Source organism: Mumia spirodelae (assembly GCF_050632745.1).
In the GTDB taxonomy this organism is placed as follows: domain Bacteria; phylum Actinomycetota; class Actinomycetes; order Propionibacteriales; family Nocardioidaceae; genus Mumia.
Map to the genome: position 1 here is coordinate 486,959 of NZ_JBODSD010000002.1, position 20,049 is coordinate 507,007.

14 protein-coding genes are annotated in these 20,049 nt (G+C 71.5%); all 14 read right to left on the reverse strand.

The genetic code is table 11. The features are described 5' to 3' along the window. Nucleotides 1-4: 4 nt before the first annotated feature. The 14 genes from ACQSSQ_RS11905 to ACQSSQ_RS11970 all read right to left on the reverse strand — a co-directional run bounded on the left by ACQSSQ_RS11905 (nt 5) and on the right by ACQSSQ_RS11970 (nt 20,048). A complete protein-coding gene (locus ACQSSQ_RS11905; protein ID WP_431327293.1) occupies nt 5-1,624 on the reverse strand; it encodes a substrate-binding domain-containing protein in 1,620 nt (539 codons plus the stop codon). Nucleotides 1,625-1,715: 91 nt separating this feature from the next. Further along, a complete protein-coding gene (locus ACQSSQ_RS11910; RefSeq protein WP_431327294.1) occupies nt 1,716-3,326 on the reverse strand; it encodes a substrate-binding domain-containing protein in 1,611 nt (536 codons plus the stop codon). A gap of 67 nt (nt 3,327-3,393) precedes the next feature. After that, on the reverse strand, nt 3,394-4,461 hold the full coding sequence (locus ACQSSQ_RS11915; protein WP_431327295.1) for an adenosine deaminase: 1,068 nt from the start codon (nt 4,459-4,461) through the stop codon (nt 3,394-3,396). Nucleotides 4,462-4,489: 28 nt separating this feature from the next. Further along, the gene (locus ACQSSQ_RS11920) at nt 4,490-5,779 is read right to left on the reverse strand and encodes a thymidine phosphorylase (protein ID WP_431327296.1); all 1,290 of its coding nucleotides are present in this window, start codon (nt 5,777-5,779) and stop codon (nt 4,490-4,492) included. Then, entirely contained in the window at nt 5,776-6,987 is a 1,212-nt protein-coding gene (locus ACQSSQ_RS11925) for a cytochrome P450 (RefSeq protein ID WP_431327297.1), read from the reverse strand. Before ACQSSQ_RS11925 ends, ACQSSQ_RS11920 begins: the two co-directional genes overlap by 4 nt. Nucleotides 6,988-7,010: 23 nt before the next feature. Continuing rightward, nucleotides 7,011-7,436 carry a cytidine deaminase gene (locus ACQSSQ_RS11930; protein ID WP_431327298.1) on the reverse strand — a complete coding sequence of 142 codons (426 nt, stop codon included), beginning with the start codon at nt 7,434-7,436 and terminating at the stop codon, nt 7,011-7,013. Next, nucleotides 7,433-8,695: an ABC transporter permease gene (locus tag ACQSSQ_RS11935; protein WP_431327299.1), complete on the reverse strand. Its 1,263-nt coding sequence runs from the start codon at nt 8,693-8,695 to the stop codon at nt 7,433-7,435. The genes ACQSSQ_RS11930 and ACQSSQ_RS11935 overlap by 4 nt, the downstream gene beginning before the upstream one ends. After that, the gene (locus tag ACQSSQ_RS11940) at nt 8,692-9,786 is read right to left on the reverse strand and encodes an ABC transporter permease (protein WP_431327300.1); all 1,095 of its coding nucleotides are present in this window, start codon (nt 9,784-9,786) and stop codon (nt 8,692-8,694) included. Before ACQSSQ_RS11940 ends, ACQSSQ_RS11935 begins: the two co-directional genes overlap by 4 nt. Further along, nucleotides 9,783-11,288, reverse strand: coding sequence for an ABC transporter ATP-binding protein (locus ACQSSQ_RS11945; protein ID WP_431327301.1), 1,506 nt, complete (start codon nt 11,286-11,288; stop codon nt 9,783-9,785). Before ACQSSQ_RS11945 ends, ACQSSQ_RS11940 begins: the two co-directional genes overlap by 4 nt. 125 nt (nt 11,289-11,413) lie before the next feature. Next, a complete protein-coding gene (locus ACQSSQ_RS11950) occupies nt 11,414-12,490 on the reverse strand; it encodes a BMP family lipoprotein (protein WP_431327993.1) in 1,077 nt (358 codons plus the stop codon). A gap of 253 nt (nt 12,491-12,743) precedes the next feature. Further along, nucleotides 12,744-15,347 (reverse strand): hypothetical protein, encoded by a 2,604-nt coding sequence (locus ACQSSQ_RS11955; protein WP_431327302.1) that lies wholly within the window; start codon nt 15,345-15,347, stop codon nt 12,744-12,746. 595 nt (nt 15,348-15,942) lie between these two features. Then, a complete protein-coding gene (locus ACQSSQ_RS11960; protein WP_431327303.1) occupies nt 15,943-17,121 on the reverse strand; it encodes an amidohydrolase in 1,179 nt (392 codons plus the stop codon). A 204-nt stretch (nt 17,122-17,325) separates the two neighbouring features. Further along, nucleotides 17,326-18,072 (reverse strand): succinate dehydrogenase/fumarate reductase iron-sulfur subunit, encoded by a 747-nt coding sequence (locus ACQSSQ_RS11965; RefSeq protein WP_431327304.1) that lies wholly within the window; start codon nt 18,070-18,072, stop codon nt 17,326-17,328. Further along, nucleotides 18,069-20,048, reverse strand: a complete 1,980-nt coding sequence (locus tag ACQSSQ_RS11970) for a fumarate reductase/succinate dehydrogenase flavoprotein subunit (protein WP_431327305.1) — start codon at nt 20,046-20,048, stop codon at nt 18,069-18,071. The genes ACQSSQ_RS11965 and ACQSSQ_RS11970 overlap by 4 nt, the downstream gene beginning before the upstream one ends. Between the last annotated feature and the right edge of the window lies 1 nt (nt 20,049).

Here is a 20,049-nt window from a genome sequence, read left to right on the forward strand (position 1 = left end):
AGGCTCAGTAGCGGGCCTGCAGCGCGTTGATGAACACGTCGGCGATCTGCTCCGGCTCCCGGGCGAGGTAGACCTGCCCGCCGGTCGCCTGGGCGATCTTCTGCAGCGCGAACGCGTCGGCGTCCTGGGTGATGCCGATGGCGATCACGACGACCGGGCGCGCGGGGTCGCGCTCACGCGCGAGCGCCTCGAGCAGCTTCGCCTGCGAGATGCTGCCCGGGTCGTCGTTGCGGCCCCCGGTGAGGATGATGACGGAGTTGACGGCCTTGGGGTCGTACTCCGCCTGGACCTGGCGGTAGGCCGCGAGCGTCGTGTCGTAGAGGCCGGTGCGTCCGCCCGCCTTGTTGGTCAGACGCTGCGTCTCGCGGACGATCCGGTCGCGCTGCGTGCCCGCGCCGTCCCTCGCGTCGAGCGGCCGGATCGGCGCGAGGACCTTCCAGTCCTTCTTGCCGTCGAGCTTCTTGGAGAAGACCCACGACCCGAGCGCCCACGAGTTCGGCATCAGACCGAGACCCTTGAGCGCGGCCTGGACGGTCAGCGCCATCTTGGTCGAGCCGCCCACGCGCGCCTTCATCGGCGCGGACACGTCGACGACGGCCAGCGCCCGCGCCGGCATCGCGATGAGCGACCAGCGGCGGATGGTGTCGGCGACGATCGTGTCGTCGCTGATCGTCATCGCCTCGAACGCCCCCACGCTGCGACCCTCGTCAAGGGGCTCGCCGAGTGGCGAGCGGAACCCTGCGTCGGCGAAGGCCGACTGGGTCTTCGCCGACCGCAGCGCCTCGCCGAGCGCCTCCGCGGCTGCGTCGTTGCTCGTCTCGCTCTCGATCGCCACCAGCGGGTAGCCGAGCGCGAGGCTGCCGGAGTCGGGCAGCACCGGGTCGAACGCAGCGGAGGCGCCGGCGGCCGCGTTGAACGCCTGCTCGCTGACGACGGTGCTCCCGCCCGCCTTCGCGACGGCCGTGAGCAGGGCGGCGGGATCCACCGGCGGCGGACTGCCGGACTGGCGCTGCGCGAGCGTGACCTGGGCGGCACTGACGGTCGAGAACGTGGTGGGCGAGACACCGCGGGAGGCCTCGGCGTACGCGGCGAGGAGCGGAGCCGTCGCCGTCGCCGTCGCGAGCGGGTCCCCGGCGGTGAACGTCGGGTCGGTGAGGACGGCGAGCCAGGAGGACGGCCGCTCCGCGTCGGACTTGGGCCACGCCAGCACGACCGGCGACGTCGCGACCGAGCGGACGACGGTCCTCGGCGGCGCCGCTCCCTCCACCAGCTGGCTCGAGACGCGCGACAGCCACACCGACGAGTCGGGCACCCACAGGTCCGGTGCGCCGTCCCCGATCGTCACCGACTGCGCGGTCAGTGCCGGAGCCTCGCCGACCACCTCGTACGCGAAGCACGCGTCGGCCCCCGCACGTCGTGCCGCGTCGGCGACGATCTCCTCGATCTCCGGTGCGACGGCGACGCGCACCGGTGCGGTCGCCTCGCAGTCCGCCGCCGCGGGCCGGTCGTCGTTGCGCAGCACGAACACGCCGGCGAGCACCGCCGCGACCGCGACCACGCCGATCCCGTATTTCAGTCCCCCGCGATCACCCGGGTCCTTGTCCCCGGCGTGTCGCCCGCCCATCTCTGCTCCTTGACTGGTGATGGCGCCGGCGGCGTCTCGTCGACGACGCCGCGCCCCACGGGACCGCGGGGCGCGGCGTCGTACGGGTGAGCTAGCCGCGCGACTCCAGTGCCTTGACGAACACCTGGGAGATCTCCGCCGGCTCGCGGGCGATGTAGGACTGCCCGCCGGTCGCCTTGGCGATCTTCTCGAGGGCCGACGCGTCGGCGTCCTCGGTGATGCCGATCGCGATGACGATCACCGGACGCGCCGGGTCGCGCTCACGCTGCAGGGTCGCGAGGAGCTCCGACAAGGAGAGGCTGTTGGCGTCCTCGTTCTTGCCGTCGGTCAGGATCACGACCGAGTTGATCGCCTTCGGGTCGTACTGCGCCTGGACCGTGCGCCACGCCGCGAGGGTCGTGTCGTACAGGCCCGTGCCGCCACCGACCAGCGACGGCATCTCGCGGGTCTTCTGGACGACGAGGTCGCGCTGCTTGACGCCGCCGGTGACGGCGCCGAGCTTGCGGATCGGCGCGAGCTTCTTCCAGTCCTGCTCGCCGTCGAGCTGGTGGGAGAACGCCCACGAGCCGACCGCCCACGAGTCCGGCATCAGCGACAGGCCGGTCAGCGCGGCCTCGACCGTCAGGCCCATGCGCGTCGAGTCGCCGGCCTGCGCCTCCATCGAGCCGGAGACGTCGACCACGGAGAGCATCTGCGCCGGGAGCGCGATCACGGACCACTTGCGCAGCGTCTGCGCGACGAGCTGCGGGTTGTCGATCGCGATCGGCGTGAACTGACCGACACCCTTGCCCTCCGGCAGCGGCTCGCCGGTCGGCGAGCGGAAGCCCGCCTCGGTGAGACCCTTGACGCCGTCGGCAGAGCCGAGCGCGGTCGCGAGCGCCTTGCCGGCGTCGGCGTTGCCCGGGTTGTCGGACGTCGCCGCCATCGGGTAGTCGAGCACGAGGCTGCCGGTCTGCGGGACGACCTCGACGAACGCGCTGCTCTGCGGCGCCGACGCGAAGGCCTGCTCGCTGACGACCGTGCTGCCGCCGGCCTTGGCGACGTCCGCGAGGAGCTCCGCAGGGTTCGTCTTCGGAGCCGCGACCGACTGGCGCTGCGCGATGGTGACCATCGTGGCGCTGACGGTGTCGGCGCTCGTGAGACCCTTCGCGGCCTCGGCCTGGGCGGCCAGCAGCGGCACCGCGGCGGGCGTGGTCGCGAGCGCGTCACCGGTGGTGAACTTCGCGTCCGACATCGCCTCGAGCCAGGTGTCCGGACGACCGGGACCGTCCTTGGGCAGTGCCAGGACGACCGGCGACGTCGCGACGGACTTCGCGACCGTCTCGGGGCCCTGGGCACCCTCGACGAGCTGCGACTGGACGCGCGCGACCCAGAGGGAGGAGTCCGGGATCCACAGGTCCGGAGCGCCGTCACCGATCGCGAGCGCCTGCGCGACGAGCGCCGGAGCCTGCGGCTCGACGGTGTACGTCGCGCACGCGTCGTCGCCGACGCGCTTCGCGGCGGCCTCGACGACCGGTGCGATCTCCGGTGCTGCAGCGACCGTGATGTCGTGCGTCGTGGAGCACGACGCAACAGCCGGGGTGTCCTCGTCCCTGAGGACGAACACCCCGGTCAGGATGGTGGCGATGACCACGAGTCCGATGCCGTACTGCCACTTACGGCCGGAATCGGACTCCTTGGCCACGGCGTGACGCCCGCCCATTCAATCTCCCTACTTCGTGGCATGTTTCACACACGACTGCGCACAAGGTAGCAGAGTCCGAAAGGGGCTATATAGCATAGCCCGGCTTGACCGCATCTTGAATCAAGGCCAAGCGCTCGTCGAACGGGAGGAACGCACTCTTCATGGCGTTCACCGTGAACCATCTGAGGTCGTCGAGATCATATCCGAACGCGTCGACGAGCAGCGACATCTCTCGCGACATGGACGTCTGGCTCATGAGCCGGTTGTCGGTGTTGACCGTCACGCGGAAGCCCAGCGCGGCCAGCGTCCCGATCGGGTGCTCGGCGATCGACGCCGCCGCACCAGTCTGCACGTTCGACGACGGGCACAGCTCGAGCGGGATGCGCTTGTCGCGGACGTACGCCGCCAGCCGGCCGAGGCGCGGACGCTCGGGGTCGCTCGTGTCGATGTCGTCGATGATGCGGACGCCGTGCCCGAGCCGGTCGGCGCCGCACCACTGGATGGCCTGCCAGATCGACGGCAGCCCGAACGCCTCGCCGGCGTGGATCGTGAAGTGCGCGTTCTCGCGGTGGAGGTACTCGAACGCGTCGAGGTGCCGGGTCGGCGGGTAGCCGGCCTCGGCACCGGCGATGTCGAAGCCGACCACCCCGCGGTCGCGGTAGGCGACGGCGAGCTCGGCGATCTCCAGCGACCGCGCCTGGTGCCGCATCGCGGTGAGGATCTGCCGGGGGTGGATCGTGCGCCCCCGACGCTGTGCCTCGGCGGCGCCCTGCGCGAACCCCTCGCGCACGGCGTCGACCGCACCGGTCAGCGTCAGGCCCTCCCGGAGGTGCTGCTCGGGGGCCCAGCGCACCTCGGCGTAGAGCACGCCGTCGTCGGCCAGGTCCTCGACGCACTCGCGGGCGACGCGCACCAGGTCCTCGGTGGTCTGCATGACGCCGACGGTGTGCTCGAACGTCTCGAGGTAGCGCACGAGGCTCCCCGAGGTCGCGGCGTCGGCGAACCACTGCCCGAGCGCGTCGGGGTCGGCGACCGGCAGCTCGTGCCCCGTCCGCTCGGCGATCTCCGCGACGGTCCGCGGCCGGACTCCGCCGTCGAGGTGGTCGTGCAGAAGGACCTTCGGGACTCGAGCGATGTCGTCGGCGGTAACCATCGGGACAGCCTAGTGCGGGTCGGACGGGTCAGACGATGCGCTCGAGGACCGGCGACGTCCGCGGCTCGGGTGCGGCGTCCTCCACGTCGTACCCGCCGTCGAGGGCGGCGAGCGCGCGCGGGAAGCGCTCGGGGGTGTCGGTGTGCAGCGTCATCAGCGGCTGACCGGCGCGCACGGCGTCGCCCGGTCGTACGTGCAGCTCCACGCCGGCGGCCGCCTGCACCGACTCACCCGGACGCGAGCGCCCCGCACCCAGCCGCCACGCGGCGAGACCGACCGCCATCGCGTCGAGGCGCGTCACGTAGCCGTCGCGGTCGGCGGCGACCACCTGGATGTCGCGGGCGTGCGGGAGCTCGGCGTCGGGGTCGCCGCCCTGCGACGCGATCATGCGGCGCCACACGTCCATGGCGCGCCCGGAGGCGAGCACGTCCGCGGGATCGACGTCCTCGCGCCCGGCGGCCGACAGCATCTCCCGCGCGAGGGCCAGGGTGAGCTCGACGACGTCGGCCGGCCCGCCGCCGGCGAGCACCTCGACCGACTCGCGGACCTCGAGCGCGTTGCCCGCGGTCAGGCCCAGCGGCGTCGCCATGTCCGTCACCAGTGCGCGCGTGTCGACACCGGCGGCCTTGCCGAGCGCCACCATGGTGCGCGCGAGCTCGCGCGCCGCACCGAGGTCCTTCATGAACGCGCCCGACCCGACCTTGACGTCGAGGACCAGCGCGCCGGTCCCCTCGGCGATCTTCTTGCTCATGATCGAGCTGGCGATCAGCGGGATCGACTCGACGGTGCCGGTGACGTCGCGCAGCGCGTACAGCTTCTTGTCGGCCGGCGCGAGCCCGGAGCCCGCGGCGCAGATGACGGCGCCGACCTCCTCGAGCTGCGTCATCATCTCCTCGTTGGAGAGGTCCGCCCGCCAGCCCGGGATCGACTCGAGCTTGTCGAGCGTGCCCCCGGTGTGCCCGAGCCCGCGCCCGGACAGCTGCGGAACGGCGACGCCGCAGGCTGCGACGAGCGGGGCGAGCGGCAACGTGATCTTGTCACCGACTCCCCCGGTCGAGTGCTTGTCGGCCGTCGGCCACGAGAGGCCGGAGAAGTCCATGCGCTCGCCGCTGCGGATCATCGCGTCGGTCCAGCGCGCGATCTCGTCGAACTCCATGCCGTTGAGCACGATCGCCATCGCCAGCGACGCCATCTGCACGTCCGCGACCTCGCCGGTGGTGAACCCGTCGACGACCCAGTCGATCTGCGAGTCGGTGAGGACGTGCCCGTCCCGCTTCGCGGCGATCACCTCGACCGCGTCGTGCTTCGCCACCGTCATGCTGCCTCTCCCAGGTCGACCTGAACGCCCTCGAACCCTCGCAGGACCCACGTGGGCCGACGCGGTGCCACGCCGGTCAGCTCCAGCCGCGGGAACCGCTCGAGGAGCCGGGAGAGCGTGATCTCCAGCTCCATCCGCGCCAGCGGCGCCCCGAGACAGAAGTGCAGTCCCATCCCGAACCCGACGTGCGGGTTCGGGTCGCGCGCGACGTCGAACGCGTCGGGGTCGGCGAACACGGCTGCGTCACGGTTGGCCGACCCCATCAGGCACGCGACCTTCTCGCCGGCACGCACCGTCGTCCCGGCGACCTCGACGTCCTCGGTCGCGGTCCGCTCGAACAGCTGCAGCGGGGCGTCGTAGCGGATCAGCTCCTCGAGCGCCGTCGCCACCGACACCTCGCCCGAGAGGACGCGGTCGCGCTGCTCGGGGTGCGAGAGCAGCGCGTACAGCCCGTTGCCGAACACGTTCACCGACGCCTCGTGGCCGGCGTTCAGCAGCAGCACGACGGTCGCGACCAGCTCGTCCTCGCTGAGTCGCGCCGCGCCTCCCGACGCCGTGTCGCGCTCGGCGATGAGGTCGGTGAGCAGGTCCTCCCCGCGGATGCCGCGCCGCATCTGCGCCTTGCGCTCCTCGACCAGCTCCGCGACGTACGCGCTGAACGCGACGCTGGCCGCGATGGCCTCCTGCTTGGTCGCCTCGTCGACGCCCTGCTCGTACATGTGCACGATGCCCTGCGACCACGTGCGCAGCTGGGCGTGGTCGTCCCCGGGGACGCCGAGCAGGTCGCAGATGACGTAGACGGGCAGCGGCTCGGCGTACTGGCCGAGGATGTCGGTGGTGCCTCCGAGGCCGTCGAGGAGGCGCTCCGTGAGCACCTCGACCCGCGGCCGCATGCGCTCGACGTGCCCGCGCCCGAACGCGCCGGCGACCAGGCGGCGCAACCGGGTGTGCGCGGGCGGCTCGTTCTCCATCATCTGGTTGCGGTGGAGGGCGTTGAAGGGCTCCATGTCCTCGACCGGCTCCCAGTCCTGCCACAGGCGCCCGAGCCGGCGGTTGCGCAGCGTCTGGCTGACCGCGTCGTGCGTGGTCGCGAGCCAGCGTCCGGACGGCTCGTGCCACAGCAGAGGGCCGGTGGCACGGAGCTCGGCCAGGACGGGGTACGGGTCTGCGACGAACCCGGGATCGCTGAGGTCGACGTCGGTCTTCACGCGTCCATCATCGCTCCCGGGCCTCAGGCCTGGGTCGCGAGGTCGCCGTCGTCGAAGGCGTCCGGGAGCACCTCGGTCATCGGGACGACGCCGCGCGGCGCCCGGAGCAGCATCGAGGGGCCGCCGTTCTCCCAGAGGAGCTGGCGGCACCGCCCGCACGGCATCACCGGATTGCCGTCGCCGTCGACGCACACGACCGCGACGAGCCGGCCGCCGCCGCCCGCGTGCAGGGCGGACACCATCCCGCACTCGGCGCACAGACCCACGCCGTACGCCGCGTTCTCGACGTTGCACCCGACGACCACCCGGCCGTCGTCGACCAGGCCGGCGGCACCCACGCGGTAGCGCGAGTACGGCGCGTACGCCCGCCGCATGACGTCGACGGCGGCCTCTCGGAGGGCGTCCCAGTCGACGTCCTGCGCCGCCCCCGACGCGGCCTGGCCGGTCATCCTGCTTGTCCCTTGCGGTACGGCTTGCCGTCCGCCGCGGGCATCCTCAGGCGTTGTGTCCCGAGCGCGAGCACGAGCAGCGTGGCGACGTACGGGGTCATGCCGGCGAACTCGCGCGGGACCTCGTCGCTGAGGAGGTACCAGACCAGGAAGGCGATGCCGACGGCGCCGAACAGGATCGCGTTCTTGCGGTCGCCCTGGCGCACACGCAGCAGGGTGAAGACGAAGAGCAGCACCGCCACGAGGAGCAGCAGCGCGTGCACGGCGTCGGCGTTGCGCAGCTGCATCGCATCGGTGTAGCCGAACATCGTGGCCGCCCCGGCCGCCCCGAACGGACGCCAGTTGCCGAAGATCATCGCCGCCAGGCCGATGTAGCCACGGCCTCCGGTCTGGCCGGTGACGAACCCGCTCGACGAGACCAGGACCAGCATGTAGCCGCCCAGACCTGCGAACACTCCGGAGATGATCACCGCGACGTACTTGAAGACGTAGACGTTCACCCCGAGCGTCTCCGCCGCCTGCGGGTTCTCGCCGCACGAGCGCAGCCGCAGGCCGAACGTCGTCTTCCACAGGACCCACGCGGTGAAGAAGACGAGCGCGGCGACCAGGTAGACCATGATCGACATGTTGCGGGTGAGCGCGGCGACCACGGCAGCAAGGTCGGAGATCATGAACCAGTGCTTGGCCGCGAGATCGGCGGCGGCGTCGCCGAGCCACGGGATGTCCACCCTCGGCGGCGTCTCCAGGCCGGTCAGCTGCTTGATGCCACCGCCTTCGAGGTCGCGGAAGTAGGCCTCGGCGAGGAACGCCACCGCGCCCGCGCCGATGATGTTGAGCGCGACGCCGGAGACGATGTGGTCGACGCCGAACGTGACCGTGGCGATCGCGTGCAGGATGCCCCCGACGGCGCCCATGAGCGCGGCGCCGATCAGACCGACCCACGGGCCGTAGTAGTAGGTGAAGTAGGCCGCGCCCCAGGTGCCGAGGATCATCTGCCCCTCGAGGCCGATGTTGACGACGCCGGCGCGCTCGGCCCACAGACCTCCGAGCGCGGCGAGCAGGATCGGGCAGGTCGCGATCAGCGCGGCCTGGATCGTGCCGACCGAGTCGATCTCGTTGGCGCCGCTGATCACGCGGACGGACGAGACGATCGCGAGGAACCCGATCGTGATCAGGAGCCAGCGGTAGGAGCGTCCGAGCGAGGCCGACGGGCTCGGGGGCGGCGGCGGGGGCGCCGTCTCGGTGACGACCGTGCTCATGCCGAGACCTCCTCAGGGGTAGCGCCGGGCCGAGGAGCCTGAGCCACCTGCCGTTCCTCCGCGCGGACGCGGTAGCGGCGGACCAGCTCGTAGGCGATGACGACGGCGAGGACGATGATGCCCTGCGTGATCTGGATGACCTCGACCGAGATGCCCGCCTCGATCGTGAGGCGGTTCGACTGCTCGTTGAGGTAGGCGAACAGCAGCGCGGCGAACGCGATCGGCAGGGCCCGGTTGCGGCCGAGCAGCGCCACGGCGATGCCGGTGAAGCCGAGCCCGACCTGGAACGTGGTGCCGTAGTAGTGGGCGCTGCCGAACAACGACGGCATCCAGATCAGGCCGGCGATGCCGCCCGAGATGAGCATGGCGGCCATCGTCATCTTCTTGTTGTTGACGCCGCTGGCGACCGCCGCCGACTCCGACTGACCGGTGGCCCGCAGGTCGAACCCGAAGCGGGTCTTGTTGAGCACCAGCCAGAACGCGACGCCGACGATCACGGCGAGCAGGCCGAGCGTCCACACCTCGCCCGCGGCCTTCTCGAACGGCTGCCAGCCCGGGACCTGGCTGGACTCCGGGATCACCGTCGTACGCCGCGAGTCGCCGGCCTTGAAGCCGTACGTGTTGAGCAGGTAGCCCGTGATGGTGACCGCGATCGCGTTCAGCATGATCGTCGAGATCACCTCGCTGACGCCGCGGGTCACGCGCAGCAGGCCGGCGATCCCGGCCCAGGCGGCACCCGCGGCGACCGCCACGAGCAGTGCGCCGAGCACGTTGAGCGCACCGGGCAGGAATGCCGCACCGGCGAAGAGGGCGCCCGCGTAGGCCGCCATGCGGTACTGGCCCTCCACGCCGATGTTGAAGAGGTTCATGCGGAAGCCGACGGCGGCGGCGATCGCCGAGAGGTAGATCAGCGACGCCTGGTTGGCGATGTTCACCAGGATCCGGTCGGCCGGCCACGAGAAGATGATGCTGATGAAGTCGGAGGCCGAGCCGCCGGAGATCTCGATGACCAGGCTCGTGACCGCGAGCGAGAACGCGATCGCGAGGAGGGGCGCGGCGACCGCCACGCCGAAGTTGCGCAGGCGGTTCATGCTTCCTCCTGTCCGCCCGTCATGGCCTCGCCGAGGTCCTGCGGGGTGACGGTGCGGGGGTTGAAGGTGCCGACGAGGCGTCCGCGCAGGATGACCTCGATCCGGTCGGAGAGGCCGATGAGCTCGTCGAGGTCCGCGGAGATCAGCAGCACCGCGAGACCGGCCCGGCGGGCGTCCTTGATCTGGTCCCAGATCGCGGCCTGGGCCCCGACGTCGACACCGCGCGTCGGGTGGGCGGCGATGAGCAGGCTCGGCTCCCCCGACAGCTCGCGGCCGACGATGAACTTCTGCTGGTTGCCGCCGGACAGGGCGCGCGCCATCGTGTCGATGCCGGGAGTACGCACGTCGTACTGCTCGACGATCCGCTCGGAGTCGCGCCGCGCTCCCGTGCGGTTGACCCAGCCGCGCTTGACCGCGACCTCCTCGTACGCGTGACCGAGGATGCGGTTCTCCCAGAGCGGCGAGTCGAGGAGCAGGCCGTGCCGGTGGCGGTCCTCGGGGATGTAGCCGACGCCGGCCGCGCGCCGCTTGCGCGTCCCCCAGCGCGACATGTCCTCGCCGCCCAGACGCACCTCGCCGGTGGTCGGGCGCATCGCGAGGATGCCCTCCACCAGCTCGGTCTGCCCGTTGCCCTCCACACCGGCGATGCCGAGCACCTCACCGCGGTGGATCTCGAGGTCGATCCCGTCGAGGACGGTCCGGCCGAACGCGTCGACCATCGTGAGGTCCTTCACGGAGAGCTCGACCACGTCGGTGACGGTCGACTCCTCGGTCTCCGGCGACGGCAGCTCGGAGCCGACCATGAGCTCCGCGAGCTGGCGCTTGGTGACGCTCGAGGGATCGGGGTCCCCGACGGTCGTGCCGCGGCGCATCACGGTGATCGCGTCGGCGACGGCGAGGACCTCGTCGAGCTTGTGGGAGATGAAGAGGAGGGTGTGGCCCTGGCTCTTGAGCCCTTCGAGGTTCGCGAAGAGCGCCTCGACCTCCTGCGGCACGAGCACGGCGGTCGGCTCGTCGAGGATGATGATCTTGGCCCCGCGGTAGAGGACCTTCAGGATCTCGAGCCGCTGACGGGCCGCGACGCCGAGCGTCTCGACGAGCACGTCCGGGTCGAGGTCGAAGCCGAAGCGCTGCGAGATGGTCCGCACCTGCTCGCGCGCCTTCGGCCCCGTGCCGTACAGCTTCTCGGCACCGAGGACGACGTTCTCGAGGACCGTGAGGTTGTCGGCGAGCATGAAGTGCTGGAACACCATGCCGATGCCCTGGGCGATGGCGTCGGACGGGCTGGAGAACTCGACGACCTGACCGTTGACGGTGATCGTGCCGGCATCGGGCTTCTGGACGCCGTACAGGATCTTCATCAGGGTGGACTTGCCGGCGCCGTTCTCGCCCACGAGGGCGTGGATCGTGCCGGCGGCGATGCTCAGGTTGACGTCGTGGTTCGCGATCACGCCGGGGAATCGCTTCTCGATCCCCTGGAGCTCCACCGCGGAGGTCGTCATCGTGCTCCTTCTGGCTCCGGATGCCGTGCTTGCCGAGACGAGGCGGGGGGGGGGGGGGGGGGGGGGCCCCCCCCCCCCCCCCCCGCCTCGACGGTCACGATAGGGCCATCGTCCCTATCATGCGATCACGGTGCCGTGGGGACCTTGATCTCGCCACTCTTGATCTGGTCGGCGTAGCCGTCCAGGTCGCCCTTGATGTCGTCGACGAACCCACCGGAGGTGGCGTAGCCGACGCCGTCGACCTTGAGGTCGTACACCTGGTAGCTGACCAGCGGCGAGCCGTCGTTGACGGCGTTGATCGCGTCGAAGGTCGCGACGTCGACGCGCTTGAGCATCGAGGTCAGGATGTGCGGCTGCTCGGTCTCCGAGGCGGTCTGCCACTGGTCGGAGTCGACGCCGATGGCCCACATGCCGTCACCGGCCTCGACCGCGGCCTGGAAGACGCCCGCGCCCGAACCACCGGCGGCGTGGTAGACCACGTCGGCGCCCTGGTCGAACATGCCCGTCGCGGCGGCCTTGCCACCGGCAGGATCGTTGAAGCCGCTCGGGTCGGACTCCTCGATGTACTTCACGTCGACGGTGATGTCGGGGTTCACGGCCTTGGCGCCCGCGACGTAGCCGGCCTCGAACTTCTTGATGAGGTCGGAGTTGACGCCGCCGACGAAGCCGACGTGGTCGGACTGGGACTTCTCGGCCGCCGCCGCGCCGACGAGGAACGAGCCCTCGTTCTCGGCGAAGCCGAGGTAGGCGACGTTGTCGTTCGGCTGGTCGTCGGGGTCGAACCCGTCGACGACGTCGAAGCTGACGTCCGGGTAGTCCGGAGCGACCTTGTTGACGGCCTCGCTGTAGAGGAAGCCGACCGCGATGATCGGGTTGTGGCCCGCGTCGGCGAGCTGGCGGAGGCGGTCCTCGCGGGCCGACTCGGCCTCGCTGTCCTGGGCCTCGGCCTCGGTGCAGGTGGCGCCGAGCTCGTCGACAGCCTTCTTCACGCCGACCGCGGCCGCGTCGTTGAAGGACTTGTCGCCCTGGCCGCCCACGTCGTAGGCGACGCCGACCTTGGGACCGTCACCGTCGGCGGCGTCGCAGTCCAGCGTGTTGCTGCTGCCGGCGTTGTTGTCGTCGCCGCCGCCGTTGTCATCGTCGCTGCCGCAGCCGGCCAGAGCCAGCACGGCCACCGCGGCCAGCGCGGTGATCTTGCCCATTCGACGCAAGGGGACACTCCTCAGTCATGAATATCGTCCAAGTCCGGGCCAGCCCCGGAGGATTTTCGAACCATAACCCCGACAACCCTTGACACGTGCATGAACGCTGCTCGATGTCCGGACCCGATACTCACTTGTTACCCGTGCAGCGAGCCGGGGAGACAGGTCGTCCTCGCGGGTCGTCAGTTGCTGACGACGTGACGGGCCCGGAGTCGTCGGCACTTGCCGTAGGCGGAGGGGATCCAGGCCTTCCTCAGCCGTCCGCGGTGCCGCGGCGACGGCGCCCGGCGCCGCGAAGGAGCGCTGCTCCCCCGGTCACGGCCGCTGCGCCGAGGACGAGCAGAGCGAGCAGACCGGCGGCGGCACCCGTCGCGGGGAGGCCGCCCGTGCCGCCGCCCCCGGCGTCCCCGCCGGCGCCCGGCGCGGTCGTGGGCGACGTCGTCGGGGGACTCGTCGTGGGCGGCGTCTCCTCGCACTCCACCGTGTTCGTCACCACGATCTCGGTCGCGGGAGTGGCCAGCTCCTGCGTGTACGGCAGCGCCGCGTCCGCCTGCTCTCCGTCGACCGCGGTGACCCGCGCCTGGGTCAGCGTGCATCCGGCGCGGTCGACGGCGGCGTCCTCGTCGAGCGTCACCGTCTCCCCCACCCCGTAGGCCGACCGCGGCTCGCCCCACGGCTGTGCGCTCGCCCCGGCGGCGCCCGGGCCGGTGAGCGTGGCGGTCGCGTCGAGGCCGTCCGGGCGGTCAGCGTGGTCGTACGCCGTCCCGTCGACGACCCAGCGCTTCTCGACCACGACCGACGCGGGCTGGAACGTGTTGGTGATCGTGCAGACGACGATCTCCGGGTCGGCGATCGCCACCGTCGCACCGACGACCTCGCGGGGCTCGCCGTCGGCCTCGCACTGCCAGTCCGACGCCTCGTAGCCGACGGGGCCGCCGGACTCGGCGAGGGTGTAGTCGCCGGGGTCGACGGTCGCGGCGGTGACCTCCCGCGAGCCCGAGGTGCCCGACAGGTCGGTCGGGCCGCTGGCGGACAGGGTCCAGTCGTCCGGCTCCGCGGTCCCGCCGCCGGTGGTGTCGACCACCTTCACCAACGTCAGGTGCGGGTGGCACTCGACGGTGTTGGTGACGGTGACGGTCGTCGCCGGACCGGCGAGGGTGACGTCGTACGGGAGGGCGGCCGGCTCGGCCACGGGGTCGCCGTCCACCGCGGTGACGGACGGCACCGGCTCCTCGCAGCGCTCCTCCGGCACCGTGACGGCCGACTCGCCGACGCTCACCTCGTCGCCCACCGTGTAGCCCTCCCTCGGATCGTCCCAGGGCTGCGGTGTCGCCTCGGCGCCGTCGGGCCCGGTCAGGGTCGCGGTCGCGTCGAACCCGTCGGGGCGCTCGTCGTGCGCGTACTCCTGCCCGTTGATCACCCACTGCTTCTCGACGGTGACCTGGGCTGGGCTGAAGGTGTTGGTGACGGTGCAGACGACGGCCTGGCCGCTCGACACGGTCACGGTCGCGTCCTCGACCGCCAGCGGGCCTCCGTCGACGGTGCACTCCCAGTCACCGTCGACGTACTGGCCCGGGCCGCCGCTCTCCGAGAGGTCGTAGTCGCCCGGTGCGACGGACACGTCGGTCACGTCGGCGCTCCCGCTGGTGCCGCTCAGGTCGGTCGCGCCGTCGGCTGCCAGCGTCCAGTCACCGGGAACGGCGTCGCCGCCCTCGACCTCCTTGACCAGCGTCAGCGTCGCCGCCGGGCGGTTGTAGACGGTGCAGGCGACGAACGCTCCGGCCGCCAGGTCGATCGTGAACCCGTCGCCCTCGTTGGCGGTGATCGGCACGGGGTCGTCGGCGCTCGTGCGGTTCACGCAGACGGCGTTGTCACCGCCCTGGGTCACCAGCGTGTGCCCGTCCTGCTGGGTCTCGTCGACGGTGACGTCGGCGGACTCCAGACCCGCCGGGAACCCGACGTCGAAGCCGACCGTGCCCGTCCCGTCGTCGGGCGTGGTCGCCGTCGCGGGCAGACCCGTGACGCCGGGCGTGGTCGTGCTCGCGTCGAACTGCCAACCCGGTCCCGCGGGGACCGCGCCCGTGACGTCCTCGCCGGCGTTGCCCGGCGGCACGATCATCTTGGTGACCGCGACCCGCTCCTCGCAGTGTGCGAGCGCGAGGTCGCGCAGCGCCTCCCCGGCGCTGGCGAAGTCGGCGGTCTGGAAGTAGTCCGCGTCCGTGACGTTGCTGCCGTCGAACAGGACCGGGCCGGAGATCGACCGCAGGTTCAGGCCGGTCGGCCCCTGCACTCCCTGCCCCACGCCGACCGCGAGCACGCGGGCCCCCTCGGCCTTGACGGCGTTCGCGGAGAACACTCCGTTCTCCACCTCGCGCAACCGGGTCGCCGACCCGTCCGAGATCGGTGGGTTGCTGCTGTACGACGTGGGGTTGCCGTCGGTGATCACGACGACGACCTCGTATGCCGGCGCGGCGTTGGCGACCGCCCACAGGCCGGCGTCCCAGTTGGTCCCCGAGCCCAACGTCCAGCCCGCGTACTGCGCCTTGAACGTGGCGGCACCGGCCGGTGTCGTCACCGGCACCAGGTCCGGGAAGTCCTGCGCGACCGAGGTGCTGGGCGAGTCAGCGTCGAACGAGAAGACCGCCATCTGCGACGGCGTGCCCACCAGCGCGTCGGCGAAGGTGTCCGCGGCCGCCTTCAGCTGGGGCAGACCCGAGCTGCCGACGGAGGCCGAGAGGTCGAGGAGGAGCGCGACGTCGATGCCGCACTGGTCGGGGAGGGTCGGGTTGTCGCGCGACTGCTGCCAGACGCCTTCAGACGCGGTGAGCTCGGAGGAGCCGCCGCCGTTGTCGACCATGAAGTCGGTGCCCGACTGGTAGAGCGTCGCTGCCTGCAGGCCCGGGGTCTGGAAGCGGTACGGCAGGACGGTGTCGGACGAGCCGCTGCCCGGGACCGGTGCGGAGCTCCGGGTTGGTGTACCAGCCGGTCGGCGCTGAGACCTGGCCGACCCAGAGCGGGGTCCCGGCCGCCACCCCACCCTCGCCGATCGGCACCTCGAAGCTGCAGTCGCCGTCGGCGTCGGACGTGCAGGTCGCCCACGGACCGACGATGGGGTCACTCGCGTCCTGGGACGCGAACAGGACGAGAACCGCCCCGACGGGCGAGGGTGCCGACGTCCGGTCGCCGTCACGGTCGCCGCCCACGTCGACGTTCACCACCGCCGTGGTCGCAGTCGGGTCCGGCACGACGGCGGGGAGGACGGGGGCCGCCTCGGCCGCTGGGGCGGAGGGTGAGACGGCGGCGCCGAGGACACCGGCGGTCAGGAGGGCGGCCGCGGCCAGGGCAGCGGAGTGGCTACGACGGCTTGCGCTGCCTCGTTCGCGCGGGGAAGGCGCGGGGATCGGCACACCTCGACACTATGCCGCGACGGCACCCTTCGCTCGCGGCGAGAGTCAGGCGGCAGCGCTCGCCAGCGCGGCCATCGCGAGCACCTTCGCCCCGATCGCCACCGCCCGCTCGTCGATGCGCAGGTTGCCTTGGTGCAGGTCGTACGTCGGCCCGCCGGGCGTCCTGGTGCCGAGCCGCCCCATCGAGCCGGGGACGGACTCCACGAACCACGCGAAGTCCTCGCCACCGAGGCTCTGGCTGGTCGTCGTGACGGCGCTCGGGCCCAGCGCCACGGCGACGGCGTCGCGCAGGATCTCCGTGGACTCGACGTCGTTGACGACCGGGGGCACTCCCTGGGTGTAGGTGACCTCCGCGTCGACGCCGTACGGGGCGACGATCTCGCGGACCAGCGCCCGGACCAGGTGCTCGGCCTCGTGCCAGGCCGTGGCGTCGAGCATGCGGAGCGTGCCCGAGACCTCGCCGGTGGCGGGGATGACGTTGGGGGCGCTGCCGGCGTTGATGCTGCCCCAGACCAGGCTCGCGCCGGCGCGGGGGTCGAGGCGCCGCGAGAGCGCCGCCGGGAGCTGCGTGCACAGCGTCGCGAGGGCGAAGGTGAGGTCCTGGGTGAGGTGCGGGCGGGACGTGTGCCCCCCGCGGCCGCTGAGCTGGACGCGCACGCGGTCGGCGGCACCGGTAATCGAGCCCTCACGGAGCCCGACCAGCCCGACGTCGAGCGACGGGTCGCAGTGCAGGGCGAAGGCGCGCGAGACGCCGGACAGCGCTCCCGCCGCGAGCACCGACAGCGCTCCGCCCGGCATCACCTCCTCGGCCGGCTGGAACACCAGCCGCACCCGGACCGGCAGCCCGCCGTCGTGGGCGTGGCGGGCGAGCGCACCGGCGGCGCCGAGCAGCGCCGTGGTGTGGACGTCGTGGCCGCACGCGTGCGCGACACCCGGCACGGTCGAGCGCCAGGGGTCGGAGGTCTTGTCCGCGACGGGCAGGGCGTCGAGGTCGGCACGCAGCGCGACCACCGGGCCGTCGGAGTCGCCCACCTCGGCCACCAGCCCGGTCGGGTCGAACCGCGTCGCCTCGATGCCGAACTTGTCCAGCCACCCCGCGACGACCTCGGTCGTCCGCTGCTCCTGCCAGGAGAGCTCGGGATGGGCATGGAGGTCGCGGCGGACGTCGAGCAGGTCGGGCACGAGTGCGTCGACGGCCGCGACCAGGTCCGCGGGCGTGGGCATGCCCCCAGGCTAACGCCCGCGCGGGGCGGTGCCTGACCGGCCGACGGACCGCGAGACGCACGACGAGCGCGCGGCGCCGTGATGTCGTACGACGCCGGGCGGCGTCGTACGACCCCGGCGCGGTGGGAGTCGTGCGCACCGGACACGGGTACGACGACGGCCCGCCCCGGCGTGAACCGGGACGGGCCGTCGTACGGGAGACCGTCAGGCCTTGCCCTTCGCGAGCGCGCCGAGCAGGTCGCGGTTGAGCCGCGAGATCGTCTCGAGCGGGATGCCCTTCGGGCAGGCCGCCGTGCACTCACCGATGTTGGTGCAGTTGCCGAAGCCCTCGTGGTCGTGCTGCTCGACCATCCCGACGACGCGCGCCGCGCGCTCGGGCTGACCCTGCGGGAGCAGGCCGAGGTGGGTGATCTTGGCCGCGGTGAACAGCATGGCCGAGCCGTTGGGGCACGCCGCGACGCAGGCGCCGCAGCCGATGCAGGTCGCCGCCTCGAACGCGTGGTCCGCGTCCTCCTTCGGGACCGGGAGGTTGTTGGCCTCCGGCGCCGAGCCGGTGGGCGCACTGATGTAGCCGCCGGCCTGGATGATGCGGTCGAACGCGCCGCGGTCGACGACCAGGTCCTTCACGACCGGGAACGACGACGAGCGCCAGGGCTCGATGTCGATGACGTCGCCGTCCTTGAACGAGCGCATGTGCAGCTGGCACGTCGTCGTACGCTCCGGGCCGTGCGCCAGGCCGTTGATGACCAGGCCGCACATGCCGCAGATGCCCTCGCGACAGTCGCTGTCGAACGCGATCGGCTCCTCGCCCTCGAGGGTGAGGCGCTCGTTGAGCACGTCGAGCATCTCGAGGAACGACATGTGCTCCGAGACGTCGTCGAGGTCGTACCCGACCATCTTGCCCTCGTCGGACGGGTTGGCCTGACGCCACACACGAACGGTGATCTTCACTTGTAGCTCCGCTGCTTCATCTCGACGTTCTGGTAGATCAGGGCTTCCTTGTGGAGGATCGGCTTGCCGCCGTCCCCACCGAACTCCCATGCGGCGACGTAGGCGAACTCGTCGTCGTGACGCAGCGCCTCGCCGTCCTCGGTCTGGCTCTCGACGCGGAAGTGGCCTCCGCACGACTCGCGACGGTGCAGCGCGTCGATGCACATCAGCTCACCGAGGTCGATGAAGTCCGCGACGCGACCCGCACGCTCGAGCGTCTGGTTGAGGTCCTCGTTGACGCCGGTCACCTTCACGTTGCGCCAGAACTCGGTGCGCAGCTCGCGGATGAGCTCGATCGCCTTGAGCAGGCCGCCCTCGGAGCGCGCCATGCCGCAGTACTCCCACATGATGTTGCCGAGCTCGCGGTGGAACGAGTCGACCGTGCGCGTGCCGTTGATCGACAGCAGCTTCTCGATGCGGTCGGTGACCTGCTGCTTCGCCTCGACGGCCGCGGGGTGCGTCTCGTCGATCGCGTCGAACGGGCCGTCGGCGAGGTAGTTCGCCAGCGTGTACGGGAGGACGAAGTAGCCGTCGGCCAGGCCCTGCATCAGCGCGCTCGCCCCGAGACGGTTGGCGCCGTGGTCGGAGAAGTTGGCCTCGCCGGTCACGAACAGACCCGTGATCGAGCTCTGCAGGTCGTAGTCGACCCACAGGCCGCCCATCGTGTAGTGCACCGCCGGGTAGATCCGCATCGGGGTCTCATACGGGTTCTCGCCGGTGATCTGGGCGTACATGTCGAAGAGGTTGCCGTACTTCGCCTCGACGGTGTCGCGCCCGAGCCGCGTGATCGCGTCGGCGAAGTCGAGGTAGACGCCGAGGCCGCCCGGCCCGACGCCGCGACCCTCGTCGCAGACGTACTTCGCGGCACGCGAGGCGATGTCGCGCGGCACGAGGTTGCCGAAGGACGGGTACTGCCGCTCCAGGTAGTAGTCGCGGTCCTCCTCCGGGATCTGCGACGCCGGTCGGTCGTCGCCGGCCTTCTTCGGCACCCAGATGCGGCCGTCGTTGCGCAGCGACTCGCTCATCAGCGTCAGCTTGGACTGGTAGTCGCCGGACACCGGGATGCAGGTCGGGTGGATCTGCGTGTAGCAGGGGTTGCCGAAGTAGGCGCCCTTGCGGTGCGCACGCCAGTTGGCGGTGACGTTGCAGCCCATCGCGTTCGTCGACAGGAAGAAGACGTTGCCGTAGCCGCCGGTCGCCAGCACGACCGCGTCGGCGAAGTGCGTCTCGATCTCGCCGGTCACCATGTCGCGGACGATCACGCCGCGGGCGCGGCCGTCGGCGACGATGACCTCGAGCATCTCGTGGCGGGTGTGGTTGATGACCGTGCCGGCGGCGACCTGACGCTCGAGCGCCTGGTAGGCGCCGATCAGCAGCTGCTGACCGGTCTGGCCGCGGGCGTAGAACGTGCGGGAGACCTGGACGCCGCCGAAGGAGCGGTTGTCGAGGAGGCCGCCGTACTCGCGGGCGAACGGCACGCCCTGCGCGACGCACTGGTCGATGATCTCGACCGAGACCTGCGCCAGGCGGTAGACGTTGGACTCGCGGCTGCGGAAGTCGCCGCCCTTCACCGTGTCGTAGAACAGGCGGTAGATCGAGTCGCCGTCGTTGCGGTAGTTCTTGGCGGCGTTGATGCCACCCTGCGCGGCGATCGAGTGCGCGCGGCGCGGGCTGTCCTGGTAGCAGAAGCTGGTGACGTGGTAGCCGGCCTCGCCGAGCGTGGCAGCGGCCGAGGCTCCGGCCAGGCCGGTGCCGACGATGATCACCCGCAGCTTGCGGCGGTTGGCCGGGTTGACCAGCTTCGCCTCGAAGCGCCGGGTGTCCCAGCGCTCGGTCACGGCGACGTCGGGGGCCTTCGTGTCGGCGATCGCGGCACCGAGGTCGTAGATGTCGGTGAAGTCGTCGGTGCGCTCATCGACGTTGACGGTCACGGTCATG